The following is a 13,084-nucleotide window of genomic DNA, read 5'->3' on the forward strand; positions in this document are numbered from 1 at the left end:
GTGACTACTTCGCGGCCACGTACACACCCGTGGCGCTGACCGCCGGGGTGGTCGTGGTACCGGCGAAACTGTAGCGCCAGTAGCCGCTGTAGCTGACGGTCGCGGACGTCTTCAGGTTGCCGTAGGAGTCGGTGTACACCGTCTTGACCGTGGCGTACGTGCTCGTGCCCGCCTTGCGGAACTGGAGCTTGACCGGCTGGTTGGCGTAGCCGTGGTACAGGTTGTCGTCCCAGTCGGCGCGGGAGAGCTTGCCGGACGCCGTGAAGGTCTTGCCCTTGTAGACGGACGTCGAGCTGACGGTGGTCGTCAGCTTCGAGTAGCGCTGCACCAGGGTGGTGCCCAGGCCGCTCTGGTCCTTGTAGCCGACCTTGCTCATGTCGGGGTTCTGCTGGTCCTGGCCGTTGAAGGCGATGGCCTCGGCGGCCACGTTCCAGGTGCCGGCGTCCGCGATCTTCGGGTCGCCGTCGGTCGGGTAGATGTCGACCGTGCCCGTGCAGGTGGCGGTGGTGGACGAGGTGGGGGTGCACTTCGCCGGGTTGTCGCCGTACAGCTCGGGTTCCGTGTCGCTGTAGGTGCCGTGGTAGAGGAAGGCGTCGGTGACGAAGTCGCTCGCGGCGATGTCCACGTCCGGGCCGTGGGTCAGCGTGTACGAGTACGTCGCACTGACCTCGTTGGTGCTGCCGACCTTGATCGCGTTGGCGATCGTGACGTTCGAGAAGCTGACGTTCAGGGTGTACGGCGTGCCCGAGTCGGTGACGGCCTGCGCGGCCGGGACTGCGAGGGCGGTGAGGGCCAGGGCGCCGGAGACGGCGGCCACGGTGGCACGTATGCGCATGTGCGTTCCCCTGGAGGGAGAAGTGATCGGGGAGTCGGTTGACTCACGCGATCAGATCCGCGACCCCGGGCACTGGTTGTACGGCAAGAGCGCAATCCGGCCAGATTTTATGGCCGGATTGCGCTTCCATGACGGGATGTTTACTACGGCGAATTGGCGCGTGGGGATGCGGCGGGGATTCCGGTGGTCAGTCGAACCAGCGGTCCCTGGCCAGTTCCTCGGTCCGGGACGGGTCCTCCAGCAGGGCCGCCACCTCGAAGCGCCGCGGCCACTGCCCCGCCGCCCAGGCCAGGCCCGCCGCGACGCCCTCCAGCGTGGCCGCGTGCAGCACCCCGTCGCCGGTGAGCCGCCAGTCGATCTCCACGCCGTCCACGACCAGTGCCCCGTGCTCGACGTACGTCCGCGGCGTACGCGCCCCGAGCAGCACGCGCACCGGCTCCGGCACCTCGTGCTCGGTGCCCTCGGAGTGCACCTCGCCGGTGACGGACTCGCTCAGCCGCCGCACCTGGAACAGCTCCGCCAGCTCCGCGGCGCGGGCCGGCCGGACCGGCAGCAGCGGCACCCCGGAGGTGAAGGGCAGCAGGTCCGGCGAGTCGACCACGACGGCCTCGGTGGCGTCCACCACCTCCACGCGCCCGTCGACCACGGCCCGCAGCTCGTCGGGGAGGGTCACCTGCTCCGGATCCAGGTCGGCCAACGCCCCGTAGAGACCGTGCAGTTGGGCCGGTGTGACCGGCCGCTCGGGGTCGGCCAGCCGGTCCAGCAGTTCGGCGGCGCCGCCGGGCTCGTCCAGCAGGGCCGCGACGGACGTGCGCACGCCCAGCGCCCGCAGCACCTGCTCGTCCTCGAACCCGGTGGCGTCGGCCTCGTCGTACAGCCCGCGCAGCAGCGGGTCCCCGCCGGCCGCGAGCAGTCCGGCCGGGCGACGGCCGTCCAGCACGGGGTGCCCGCGCAGCCACCACGCGGTGTAGGGCCGTACGGTCTCGTGCGTGCCGTCGTGCAGCAGGATGCGGACCGGCTGGGTGAGGGCGTCCCGCAGCGGCGGCCGGGCGAGCAGCGCGAGGGCCTCGGGCCAGTGCTCGTCGTCCACCAGGTCCAGATCGCGCACGGCGACCAGCTCGGTGGCGACCGGGGGCACCGGGCTGTCCGGGAAGCGGTCGAGGATGTCCTCGCACCACACGTCCACGGCGTCCAGCAGCCCGGCGTCGTCGGGCTCGGCGAAGTCGCTTTCCCGGGGCTCAAGTTCGTCCGGGTCGAGGACGACGTCGGCGGCGCGGACCAGCGCGAAGTTCGCGAGCACCCCACAGGCGGCCAGCGGCTGCTCGCCCCACTTCCGCGCCAGGTCGTGGTCCACGGCGGCCAGTTCGCCCTCGCGGATCACCCGGGCGAACGGGCTGCCGGGGAGGACCAGTTCACCGGCGGGGGCGAGCTCCCCGTCCTCGTCGGGCAGGGCCAGCGCACCCAGCCAGGGCTCGTCCCCGGGCTCCAGGCCCGCCTCGCGCACCAGCCCGAGCACGGTGTCGGCCAGTTCCTCGGCATCGGGAGCGTCCTCCTCCCAGCCCCCGATCCCGCCCTCGTCGTCCAGCGAGGCGGCGACGGCGGCCCGCACCTGCGGGGTGGTGAGCACCGCGCGCGGAGTGGCGGGCAGCGCGCCCAGCTTCTCCAGCAGCGGGTGCACCGCGTCCTCGTGGGCGACCTTCAGCCCGAGCCGCCCGAGGACGTCCGCGTCGATCCGGGCGCCGTCCGGGGTGGGCAGCAGCACCTGCCGGGGCCCGATCGTCGTCCTGCCGTCGGCGAGCGGCACGGGCAGCCCGGACAGCCGGTCGGGGTCGACCCCGGCGAGGCTGTCGTAGAGCCGCCACCACCAGTCGGGGTCCTTCTCCAGCCCGGCGAGCCGGTCGACGGCGTCGGCGAGCGGCAGCCGGGCGACGCCCAGGGTGCGCAGCTCGGCCCGCCGCTCAAGACCGGCGGGCAGCAGGGTGGGCAGCACCTCGGCGAGCACCCGCACGGTGTCCGCCCCGCCGCCTTCGACGAGCTCCGCGTCGCGGGGCCGCAGCGCCTCCGGAAGCTCGTCGCCCTCCTCCTTCGGCCGCGCGGCGGGCGGGAGGAAGGCGGTGCGCGGCAGCCGTTCCAGGACGGCCTGGCGGAGCGCCCCGTCCAGCGCGCCCTTGCCGAGCGGTCCGGGTACGAGGTCGATGATCCCGTCCGTCACCGGCCGCCAGGCGGCGAGCAGTTCGGCGTAGACGTCGGCCGCGCGCTGCACCAGGAAGTCGGTGAGCGGGCCGGGGGCGGTGTGCCGGCGGGTGGTGTCGAGGGGGAAGGAGGCGATGAGGAGGGCGGGGACGCCGAGGGGTTCGTCGCTGGGCGTGGGCGCGTGCACGACGGCGGTCGTCCGGGGATGCACCGGGCGCCCGGCCTCGTCCTCGGGCACGGCCCAGGTCACCGACCAGTGGGGCCGCAGCCGCTCCTCCACGGGCCGGTCGGCGAGCAGGTCGGGGGTGAGCGGCCCGTGGGCGGCGGCGGTGCGCCACCGCGTGGTGCCCTGCCGCGAGTCCTCCACGACGGTGACGGCGCCCTCGGTACGACGCCTCAGCGTGCGCTGCTGATCGCCGTTGACCTCGATCACCACCTCCGCCAGCCCCGGCAGGGCGAGGAGCAGGGCGTCGTCGACGGCGTTCAGCAGCCGCTCGGCGAGATCGGCGGCGGCCGCGTCCCGCAGCGGCAGGATCACGGCGGTGTCGTACGGCTCCGGGGCCGTGCCCTCGGCGGCGAAGGGCAGCCGGAGCAGCGGTACGTGTCCGTCACGGCGCCGGACTTCGTCGCCGAGCCCCGGACTGTGCCGCGCGATGTCACCGGCCAGCTCGCGCGCCTCGGCCAGGGACCAGCGGACCCCGCCGTGCCGTCCGACGATCGCCGGCTCGTCGGTCACCGACAGCACGGCGGCGAACCCGACCCCGAACCGGCCCACGGCACCGTGGGTGGCATCGGCGTCCCGCTTCGCCGAGGCGCGCAGGGTGGACAGCGACTCGACACCGGCCGCGTCCAGCGGGGCACCGGTGTTGGCGGCGACGAGGACCCCGTCCCGGAGCGTGAGCCGCAGCCGGCCGGGAGCGCCCGCCCGGGCGGCGGCGTCGGCGGCGTTCTGTGCCAGCTCGGTCACGAGGCGGTCCCGGTAGCCGCCCAGGACCAGGTCCTCCTCGGCGTTGGCGTCCTCGCGGAACCGGGCGGGGCTGGTGGCCCAGGCGTCGAGAACACCACGGCGCAGCCGGGCCGTCCCGAACGGATCGGCCCCCTCGGCCGCCGGCCGCACGTACTTGCTGCTCACGTTCACTCTCCTCATCGGCTGAGGAGAAGGTACAGCGCGGCGGACCGTTCGGCGTCCGGCGGCGTAGCCCCCGGCCGCCCGGTGCCGGGCGGCCGGGCGTGGGGCCCGGTCAGCCGCCGAGGACCGGGAGGGACAGGCCGCAGCCGATGGGCTGGGCGTGCGCGGGGTCCAGCGCGTTGCGGACGAGTTGCGCGGCGTTGGAGTCGTACGCGATCGAGACGTGCTCGGAGAGGTCCCGGGGGCAGATGTCCTGGATCGTGATGTTCTTGACGGTCGCGCCCGGTCCCGCGGTCAGGAACTGCTGGGTGTACGGGGTGACGACCTCGTCGAGCCTGGTGGCGATGACGGTGTAGGCGACCCCTGGCTGGGTGTCCCCGCCCCGGTCCAGCTCCGTGTTCACCTCGGAGCCGGCCATCTGGTCCGCGTACGCCTGCCCGACGACGGCGGACACGGTCGGGTTGAGCCCCAGCCTGGTGGTCAGGGTGCCGAGGCCGGAGGCGGTCGTGCCGTGGTTGGACGGCGCCAGGCCGATGAGGCTGTGCACCTTGTTCCGCTGCGGGTGCGCGGGATCCGTGCCGCCGTCGAACCGCAGGTACCAGCGGGGCGTCACACCGCCGCCCTGGGAGTGTCCGACCAGGTCGACCTGGTGGGCCCCGGTGGCCTTCAGTACGCGGTCGACGTAGTCGGCGATCTGCCGGGCGGAGTCCGGGATGTGTGCGGTGGCCTTGACCGGAGAGCCGGGCGCCGCACCGTAGTTGGGCGCGAAGACGCAGTAGCCCAGCTGCTTCAGGTACGGGGACATCAGGCCCCAGTCGTCATAGGCGTTCGCGAAGGTGCCGTGCAGCAGGACGACCGGACGCGGATGCTCGGGCGAGGGCTTGCAGTTCCAGTCGTCGGCACCGGCGGGCGGCGCGTCCGGGTGGACGATGCCCCCGGCCAGCGCCGCGGGGGCCGCGAGGATCTTCCCCCGCGGTACCGGGGGCGCGGGCACGCCCGCCGCGACCGCCGTCCCCTGTCCGACGCCCAGCGCGAGGGCGAGCCCCGCACAGACCGCGGCCCACCTGCCGCGCCGCCGGTTCGACCGCTTCTGGGACACACTCCGACCCGCCATCGGACCACTCCTCGCCTCGGTGCCGGCCCAGCGCCGACGCGGCGATGATCAAGGAGCGGATTCCGTGCGGGAGCGAACAACGGCGCGGAGCGCCTCCTATGGAGGACCTTTTTTCACCCGTTCGGCCCGTTACCTTTCACGGGCCGGGCCACCGTAGTGGTGCTCCGGGCTACGAGTGGCCCAGTTCCGCCGTCTCCTCGTCGCCCGTCTCCGGGACCGAGCCCGAGTCGCGGGCGGGGCGCAGCGGGAAGGGGTCGACCCGCGTCTCGTCGATGACCGGCGGGGCGGGCTGCGGGGGCTTGGGCATGACGGCGGCCTCCGAGTGGCCGCCGCAGCCGTAGGCGAGGGAGACCACGCGGCCGTCGGCGGGGGAGAACTCGTTGGCGCAGACGCCGAAGGCCTGGCCGAGGGAGCCGCCGATGGGGGTCAGGAAGCCGCAGCTCACACAGGTGGCCGGGGCGGCCTGGGCCATCGCGGTCTTCGGGCCGTACGACTCCTCCCAGCGGTCGGCCGCGACGTGCAGGCCGTAGCGCGAGAGGACTCGGGCGCGGCGCATGCCCAGTTCCTCGGCCACCGCGGCGATGGAGCCCCGGGTGGGCGTCGTCGGCTGGACGGCGGGGGCGCCCGGTGTGACGTCGGCGTCCTCGGCCTCCGCCAGCTCCGCCATCTCCTCGGACACCACCGCGCTCGGCAGCGGCTCGTCCTCCCCCGTGTAACCCGGTTCCAGCCGCAGGTCGTCCTGGTCGGTGGGGAGCAGGTCGCCGGGGCCGAGATCGCCGGGGCGCAGCCGCTCGCTCCACGGGACCCACTCGGGGGCGAGCAGGGCGTCGGGGCCGGGGAGGAGGACCACCTCGTCGAGCGTGACGACCTTGGCGCGGGAGGCGCGGGCCACGGTCACGGCCCAGCGCCAGCCGCGGTAACCCAGCTCCTTGCACTCGAAGAAGTGCGTGACCACGCGGTCGCCCTCGGACACCAGGCCGGCGTGCTCGCCGACCACGCCGGGGGCGGCGGCCTCCTCGGCGGCACCGCGGGCGAGGTCGACGGCCTCGGCGCACAAGCGGTCGGGGGTGCGGCTTCGCGTGGTCGCTGCGCTCACAGGTATCGCTTCTCTCCTACGCCGTCTCGTCGAGTGCGGCTGCCTGAAGGCGGGCCTGCCGACGGAGCGGACCGGGGGACCGCATCGACGTCTGCATCCGCGCGCTCGGGCGCACCTCTGCCATCCATTCTGCGTTATGGCTGAGATACGCACGCTACACCGAACAGGATCGGTCGCCGCCACGCGGCAGGATTTCCCGACCCGGCCACCCCCTGCCACCCCTGCCGCCCCCGCCGTCCCGGCCGCCCCCTCGTGCCGTGCACCCGGAAGTCGCCGGATCAGCGGCCGGGTTGGCCGCCGTGCGCGCCGTACCGCACTATCCGCCGCCTTCTCGGGGCACTATGAAGCACGTGGCGACCGCGGACAGGCGTGGTGTTCGGGGTGGCGGCGCGAGCCGGGTCGGTGGCGCCGTCCGCTCCGTCGGGCGTGCCCTGCACTCCCCGGTCACCGGTGCCGCGCGGGGCATCCGCAGGGCCACGCACGCCCACGGCGCCGGAGAGTCGGGGCTGGGCAAGCTGATCGAGCTGCACGCGGTGAACGGCGCCGGGGACGTCATGGTCACCGTGGCGCTCGCCTCCACCGTGTTCTTCTCGGTGCCGACCGCCGAGGCGCGGGGACGGGTCGCGCTGTACCTCGCCATCACGATGGCGCCCTTCACCGTCCTCGCCCCGGTCATCGGACCCCTCCTCGACCGGCTGCCGCACGGGCGGCGCGCGGCGATGGCCGGGGCGATGCTGGCCCGTGCGCTGCTCGCGCTGGTCATCTCGGGGGCGGTGGCGAGCGGGAGCCTGGAGCTGTATCCCGCGGCGCTGGGTGTGCTGGTCGCGTCGAAGGCGTACGGCGTGGTGCGCAGTGCGGTCGTACCGCGGCTGCTGCCGCCCCGGTTCTCGCTGGTGAAGGCCAATTCGCGGGTCACCCTCGCCGGGCTGCTGGCCACCGGGGTCGCCGCCCCGGTCGCGGCGGGGCTGCACCGGGCCGGGGATCCCTGGCCGCTCTACGGCGCCTTCGTGATCTTCGTCGGGGGAACGTTCCTGTCGTTCTCGCTGCCGCCCGCGGTCGACTCAGCCAAGGGCGAGGACGTGGCCCTGCTCGCCGCCGACGAGCAGCATCTGCACGGGCCGCAGCGCAGGAAGGAGCAGGTGAAACGGCCGGGACTGCGCACCGTGGGCCCCGCCGTCACGCATGCGCTCGGCGCCAACGCGGCCCTGCGCTGCCTGTCCGGCTTCCTGATCTTCTTTCTGGCCTTCCTGCTGCGCGAGCATCCGCTGACCGGTGAGAGCGCGGCGGTCTCGCTGGGGATCGTCGGAGTGGCCGCCGGTGCCGGCAACGCGCTGGGCACGGCCGTCGGGGCCTGGCTGAAGTCACGTGCGCCGGAGGTCATCATCGTGGCCGTGGTCGCGGTGGTGCTGGGCACGGCGACCCTGGCCGGCCTGTTCTTCGGGGCGTTCCCGGTGGCCTGCCTCGCCGCCGTCGCCGGGTTCGCCCAGGCGCTGGCCAAGCTGGCCCTGGACGCGCTGATCCAGCGGGACGTGCCGGAGCTGGTGCGCACCTCGGCGTTCGCCCGCTCGGAGACGCTGCTGCAGATGGCGTGGGTGTTCGGCGGCGCCGTCGGTATCGTGCTGCCGCTCAACGGGACCGTCGGCCTGCTGATCGGCGCGGTGTTCGTCGCCGTCGGCTGGCTGACCACGCTGAAGGGGCTGCTCGCCTCGGCCCGGCACGGCGGCCGCCCCCACCCCCGCGTGACCTGACCTCCCCCGACCCGCCTTCCCGGCATAACGAACCGGACACGATGTACGGGCCGCAGGACCGGCTGGCGTAACGAACCGGGCACGCCGCACCCCGCGTGGGCGGAGGGCTCTGGGCGCCCGATAGCCTTCGGTCATGACCACGCTGCCCCGCGGCGAAGCCGCTGATGTACAACGCGCTGGGCGACGCCGCCGCGCCGTCGCCGTTGCCGGCGCCGTATCCGCCGGACTGCTGGCCCTGTCAGCCTGCGAGAAGCCGTCCCCCGTCTCGACGGTCACCGTCGGCAAGGACTCGGTGAACTCCGAGGCCACCTGCTACAACGACGGCAAGGCGCTGGACACCAAGTCGCTGGCGCGGTGCATCAAGAACGTCGAGAACGCCGAGTCGATCAAGGTCGACCAGGACGAGACCGTCCGCTTCGGCGTCGACCCGAAGATCGCGGACGCCGGCTGGGTCATCCTGGTCAACGGCCAGCAGTTCACCGACGTCAGCAAGAAGACGTACCGCACCATTCCGGGCAGCGCGTTCTTCAACCAGCAGTACGGCACCCAGGGCGACACCAACACGGTCACGATCCGGATGGGCGAGAAGGCCAACCTGGGCATGTGGTCGTTCAAGCTGAAGAAGGCCTGATCACGGCTTCCGTACGGGTCCTCGTGGCCACCGCGGTCCCCATCGAGCGGGACGCGGTGGCACAGGCGTTTCCCGGGGCCGTGACCGAGGTGCGGCTTCCGGGTGCGCTGCTGTGCCGTACCGCCGCCGGCTGGGATCTGCTCGCCGCCGGGGTCGGTCCGGCCCTCGCCGCCGCGTCCACCGCCGCCGCCCTGACCGCCGCCGCCCTCGCCGGCGCCCCGTACGGCCTGGTCGTCTCGGCCGGGATCGGCGGCGGCTTCGCGCCCGGGGCGCCCGTCGGCTCGCTCGTCGTCGCCGACGCGATCACCGTGGCCGACCTGGGAGCCGAGACCGCCGACGGCTTCCTTCCGGTCACCGAGCTGGGCTTCGGGACCGTCACCCACCGCCCGCCGCCCTCCGCCGTCCGCGCGGTGTCCGAGGCGACCGGCGCCCGCACCGGCACCGTCCTCACCGTCTCCACCGTCACCGGCACCGCCGCCCGCGCCGCCGCTCTGCGCGCCCGGCACCCCGACGCGCTCGCCGAGGGCATGGAGGGCTTCGGGGTCGCGGAGGCGGCCGCCGCGCACGGGGTGCCGGTGCTGGAACTGCGCGCGGTCTCCAACCCGGTCGGCCCGCGCGACCGCGCCGCCTGGCGCATCGGCGACGCCCTCACCGCCCTCACCGAGGCGTTCGGGAAGTCGGCGCCCGCACTGGAGAGTTGGAACCCGCATGACCCCTGAGCCCTTGCAGATCGCCTACTCGCCCTGCCCCAACGACACCTTCGTCTTCGACGCCCTCGCCCACGGCCGCGTCCCCGGCGCCCCCGCGCTGGAGGTGACCTTCGCCGACATCGACCTCACCAACGGCATGGCCGAGCGCGGTGAGTTCGACGTACTCAAGGTGTCGTACGCCGTCCTGCCGTACGTCCTCGGCGACTACGCGCTGCTGCCGTGCGGCGGTGCGCTGGGGCGGGGCTGCGGGCCGCTGGTGCTCACCCGGGAGCCGGAGCTCGATCTGACGGGCCGTACGGTCGCGGTGCCCAGCGAGAAGTCGACCGCCTATCTCCTCTTCCGGCTCTGGGCGGCGGACACGCTGCCCGGCGGAGGGGTCGGCGAGATCGTCGTCATGCCGTTCCACGAGATCATGCCGGCCGTGCGGGACGGCAAGGTGGACGCCGGTCTGGTCATCCACGAGGCCCGGTTCACCTACCAGAACTACGGGCTGCACAAGCTCGCCGACATGGGCGAGCACTGGGAACACACCACCGGCCTGCCGATCCCGCTGGGCGCGATCATCGCGAAGCGCTCGCTGGGCGCGGAGGCGCTGACCCGGCTCGCCGACTCCGTCCGCACCTCGGTACGGGCCGCCTGGGACGACCCCGAGGCGTCCCGGCCGTACGTCATGGCGCACGCCCAGGAGATGGACCCGGCCGTGGCGGACCAGCACATCGGGCTGTACGTGAACGAGTTCACCGCCGACCTCGGCGAGGACGGCTACGCCGCGATCCGCGGCCTGCTCACACGTGCGGCGGCCGAGGGGCTGGTGCCGCCCCTCGGCCCGGATGCGCTCGCTTTTCCCTGACGGGTGGCTATACGTCCAGCTGGTCGGCGACCGCCCGCAGCAGGCCGGCGATCTTCTTGCCGGACGCCTTGTCCGGATAGCGGCCCTTCTCCAGCATCGGCGTGATGTTTTCCAGCAAAGTCGTCAAATCCTGCACGATCGAGGCCAGCTCGTCGGGCTTCTTGCGCTGGGCGGCGGCGACCGACGGCGTCGGATCCAGCACGGTCACCGACAGCGCCTGGTCACCGCGCTGACCGGCGACGACGCCGAACTCCACGCGCTGTCCCGGCTTGAGTGCATCGACTCCGGCGGGGAGAACCGAGGAATGGACGAAGACGTCACCGCCGTCGTCGCGGGAGAGAAAGCCGAAGCCCTTCTCGCTGTTGAACCATTTGACACGCCCGGTCGGCACCGTCTGTCCTCGTCCTCGTACTCGTTGGGAAAACTGCGGCTACTGCTGCGAAACTCGCTCTTGATAGCAGTAGAGCGGGTCGACCTCGACCCGCCGCTACCAAGGCTAATGGTCTCGGGGCGGGTGACAAGACGTCCCCCGGTTGTTCTCTCGCGCTGGGAACTACCCTGGTCCGGTGCGTGACAAAACCCAAACGAATTCCGCCGCACCCGGTGACGGGCTGATCCGCGCCGGGGCGATCGTCTTCTTCATCGGGGCCGTGGCCACTCTGGTCACGGTGGCACCGCTGTTCCTGGGCGCGAAGCCTTTCCCCACCTACATGTTCGGTCTGAGCATGCTCATGGCGGTCGGTTTCCTCGTCGCCGGTGCCGGCGTCCTGCGGTCGGTGGCCGCCGCCCGCCGTCAGGCGCGCGGCGCCTCCCCCTCCGCATCCGCGCCGCGGTAGCCGGTCAGCCACGCCGGGAACCCGGACAGGTCGTCGAGGACGACGTCCGCCCCGGCGGCGAGCAGCTCGTCGGCGGAACAGGGACCGGTCGCCACGGCGACCGACACCGCCCCCGCCATACGGGCCCCGCGCACGTCTCCGACATGGTCGCCGACGTACACGCCCGCGCCGTACTCGCGCAGCGCCTGCGCCTTCTGCTCGGCCCACAGGTCGCCCACGACCACGTCCGCCTCGATGCCGAGGTGGGACAGGTGCAGTTTGGCGTTGGGCTCGTACTTCGCCGTGACCACGAGTGTCCGGCCACCGGCCGCGCGCACCTGCTCCATGGCCTCCGCCGCGCCCCGCATGGCGGGCGTCGAGGCGATGGCTATCGACGGGTACATCTCCCGGTACAGGTCGGCCATGGCGCTGAGCTGCTCCTCGGGGAACCAGTTGACCAGCTCCTCCACGAGCGGCGGACCGAGCCGGGTCACCGCCAGATCGGCGTCGATGTACGTCCCGGTCCGCTCCGCCAGCGCCAGGTAGCACGCGCGGATGCCCGGCCGGGAGTCGATGAGGGTCATGTCGAGGTCGAAGCCGACGGTGAAGGTCATATGCGGCATTGTGTCAGCGCCGCCGGAGCGCCCCGCCTCGCCGGGTGGGGGTGCGGGTACTGGGGGACTCACGCCGGGTGGCGGTGCCGGGGTACTCACGCCGGGTGCCGGTCCTGGGACGCTCACGCCGGGTGCCGGTACTGGGGTACCAGCAGCCCGGCACGGGTTCGGGGGCACCCACAGCCCGGCACGGGTTCGGGACCACTCACAGCCCGGCGCGGGTTCGGGGGTGCTAGCGCCGGGTGCGTTGGGAGCGCCAGACCAGGTACAGCGCCGACGCCACCGCGGCGCCCCTCACCACCCACGGCCACGTCCCGGCGATCGCCTCGTTCATATGGCCCCGCGCGATCGGCTCGCCCCAGCGCCCGCTGTCCCTCCCCCACAGCCACACCAGCCCCGCCGTGACCGCCGCACCCGGCAGCACCATCACGGCCCACTTGGACTCCGCGGGGGTCAGCCGCCGGGAGCCGTAGGCGATCGCCCAGCCCAGGATCAGGGCGAACCAGTTCCCGAGCACCGCCCCGGCGACCAGCGCGGCGGCGGCCAGCAGCAGGAGGGGGTTGGTCCAGCCGGCCGCGGGACGCGGGAGCAGGCGGCGGCGCGGGGCGGGCCCGGTCCCGGTGGCCTCCGGTGCCGGGGCCACCGTGTCCGGGGCCACCGGCACCGCCGTCCCCTCCGTCGGCTCCGGTGGCCGTTTGAGCAGCTCCGGGATCTCCACACCGCCGACGAACCCCGGCACGGAGTCGGTCTCGGCGGCCGGCCCGCCGCCACTCACCCGCCACCAGTCGGGCCGCAGGGCGCTGTCCCCGAGTTCGTGCGCGGGGGCCAGGTGCGGCGGTGAGGGCACATGGCTCGGGGCGGACGGCCCGGACTCGGCCGGGCGCGGCCCGGGGACGACCCGGCGCAGCCCCCTGCGCCGTTCCCCGCGCGGTTCGCGACGCTGTTCCCGCCGCGTCCGGCCCCCGCCCCGGTCCCCGTCCGCCGGCTCGGGCTGTACGGGCACGGTGCCGGGCTGCTGCGCGACCCGCCCGGCACCGAAACCACCGGACCCGCTCGACCCACCGGACGTACCCGCCGTACCGGCCGTGCCGCCCGCCGCCTCGACGACCTCGTCCGGGGTGCCCAGGCCGTCCAGGATGCGGCGGACCGCGGCGGGGCTGTCGACGGTCGCTCTGGCCCGGTGCCGGTCGATCTCGTTGCGCAGCTCCGACACGAGCCGCATCCGCGTGCCCGACGGCAGCTGCCGCTGCTGAGCGATGTCTCCGACACGGCTCAGGTACTCGTAGACGACCTGGTCGCTCTCGATCCCCAACGGAACCCCTCCGGGGTGACGGTGATGAGACCCCGTG

Annotated in this window: 12 protein-coding genes; 5 read left to right on the forward strand and 7 right to left on the reverse strand. The window is 73.6% G+C overall.

Translation table 11 applies throughout. From position 1 onward, the window contains the following. Nucleotides 1-4: 4 nt before the first annotated feature. From ABT171_RS04015 to ABT171_RS04030, 4 genes are all read right to left on the reverse strand, one after another. On the reverse strand, nucleotides 5-835 hold the full coding sequence (locus ABT171_RS04015; RefSeq protein WP_351239534.1) for a hypothetical protein: 831 nt from the start codon (nucleotides 833-835) through the stop codon (nucleotides 5-7). A 187-nt stretch (nucleotides 836-1,022) separates the two neighbouring features. Continuing rightward, the gene (locus ABT171_RS04020) at nucleotides 1,023-4,175 is read right to left on the reverse strand and encodes a sacsin N-terminal ATP-binding-like domain-containing protein (protein WP_351239536.1); all 3,153 of its coding nucleotides are present in this window, start codon (nucleotides 4,173-4,175) and stop codon (nucleotides 1,023-1,025) included. Nucleotides 4,176-4,269: 94 nt separating this feature from the next. Then, entirely contained in the window at nucleotides 4,270-5,271 is a 1,002-nt protein-coding gene (locus ABT171_RS04025; protein WP_351239538.1) for an esterase/lipase family protein, read from the reverse strand. 169 nt (nucleotides 5,272-5,440) lie between these two features. Continuing rightward, the gene (locus ABT171_RS04030; RefSeq protein ID WP_351239540.1) at nucleotides 5,441-6,367 is read right to left on the reverse strand and encodes a DUF3027 domain-containing protein; all 927 of its coding nucleotides are present in this window, start codon (nucleotides 6,365-6,367) and stop codon (nucleotides 5,441-5,443) included. 341 nt (nucleotides 6,368-6,708) lie between these two features. Between ABT171_RS04030 and ABT171_RS04035 the strand changes: the two genes are divergently transcribed. From ABT171_RS04035 to ABT171_RS04050, 4 genes are all read left to right on the forward strand, one after another. Beyond that, nucleotides 6,709-8,115: an MFS transporter gene (locus ABT171_RS04035; protein WP_351239542.1), complete on the forward strand. Its 1,407-nt coding sequence runs from the start codon at nucleotides 6,709-6,711 to the stop codon at nucleotides 8,113-8,115. Nucleotides 8,116-8,248: 133 nt separating this feature from the next. Further along, nucleotides 8,249-8,746 (forward strand): DUF2771 domain-containing protein, encoded by a 498-nt coding sequence (locus ABT171_RS04040; RefSeq protein WP_351239544.1) that lies wholly within the window; start codon nucleotides 8,249-8,251, stop codon nucleotides 8,744-8,746. Beyond that, nucleotides 8,719-9,465 carry a futalosine hydrolase gene (locus ABT171_RS04045; RefSeq protein ID WP_351239546.1) on the forward strand — a complete coding sequence of 249 codons (747 nt, stop codon included), beginning with the start codon at nucleotides 8,719-8,721 and terminating at the stop codon, nucleotides 9,463-9,465. The genes ABT171_RS04040 and ABT171_RS04045 overlap by 28 nt, the downstream gene beginning before the upstream one ends. Next, a complete protein-coding gene (locus ABT171_RS04050; RefSeq protein WP_351239548.1) occupies nucleotides 9,455-10,306 on the forward strand; it encodes a 1,4-dihydroxy-6-naphtoate synthase in 852 nt (283 codons plus the stop codon). Before ABT171_RS04045 ends, ABT171_RS04050 begins: the two co-directional genes overlap by 11 nt. 7 nt (nucleotides 10,307-10,313) lie before the next feature. Here the strand turns inward: ABT171_RS04050 and ABT171_RS04055 are convergent, their stop codons facing one another. Further along, on the reverse strand, nucleotides 10,314-10,697 hold the full coding sequence (locus tag ABT171_RS04055) for a cold-shock protein (RefSeq protein WP_351239550.1): 384 nt from the start codon (nucleotides 10,695-10,697) through the stop codon (nucleotides 10,314-10,316). A gap of 175 nt (nucleotides 10,698-10,872) precedes the next feature. Here ABT171_RS04055 and ABT171_RS04060 point away from each other — a divergent pair, with 175 nt between their 5' ends. After that, a complete protein-coding gene (locus tag ABT171_RS04060) occupies nucleotides 10,873-11,142 on the forward strand; it encodes a hypothetical protein (protein WP_351239552.1) in 270 nt (89 codons plus the stop codon). Here the strand turns inward: ABT171_RS04060 and ABT171_RS04065 are convergent. Both ABT171_RS04065 and ABT171_RS04070 read right to left on the reverse strand, forming a co-directional pair. Next, nucleotides 11,100-11,735 (reverse strand): HAD family hydrolase, encoded by a 636-nt coding sequence (locus ABT171_RS04065; protein ID WP_351239554.1) that lies wholly within the window; start codon nucleotides 11,733-11,735, stop codon nucleotides 11,100-11,102. The two genes, ABT171_RS04060 and ABT171_RS04065, sit on opposite strands and share 43 nt — an antisense overlap. 232 nt (nucleotides 11,736-11,967) lie before the next feature. Beyond that, entirely contained in the window at nucleotides 11,968-13,047 is a 1,080-nt protein-coding gene (locus ABT171_RS04070; RefSeq protein WP_351239556.1) for a hypothetical protein, read from the reverse strand. Nucleotides 13,048-13,084: the final 37 nt, after the last annotated feature.

This window comes from Streptomyces sp. NPDC001851, assembly GCF_040297165.1.
Classification (GTDB): Bacteria; Actinomycetota; Actinomycetes; order Streptomycetales; family Streptomycetaceae; genus Streptomyces.

Coding starts and splice junctions, on each gene's coding strand:
- ABT171_RS04015 (WP_351239534.1), bottom strand. CDS start 835: ATGCGCATACGTGCCACCGTGGCCGCCGTCTCCGGCGCCCTGGCCCTC.
- ABT171_RS04020 (WP_351239536.1), bottom strand. CDS start 4,175: ATGAGGAGAGTGAACGTGAGCAGCAAGTACGTGCGGCCGGCGGCCGAG.
- ABT171_RS04025 (WP_351239538.1), bottom strand. CDS start 5,271: ATGGCGGGTCGGAGTGTGTCCCAGAAGCGGTCGAACCGGCGGCGCGGC.
- ABT171_RS04035 (WP_351239542.1), top strand. CDS start 6,709: ATGAAGCACGTGGCGACCGCGGACAGGCGTGGTGTTCGGGGTGGCGGC.
- ABT171_RS04040 (WP_351239544.1), top strand. CDS start 8,249: ATGACCACGCTGCCCCGCGGCGAAGCCGCTGATGTACAACGCGCTGGG.
- ABT171_RS04050 (WP_351239548.1), top strand. CDS start 9,455: ATGACCCCTGAGCCCTTGCAGATCGCCTACTCGCCCTGCCCCAACGAC.
- ABT171_RS04065 (WP_351239554.1), bottom strand. CDS start 11,735: ATGACCTTCACCGTCGGCTTCGACCTCGACATGACCCTCATCGACTCC.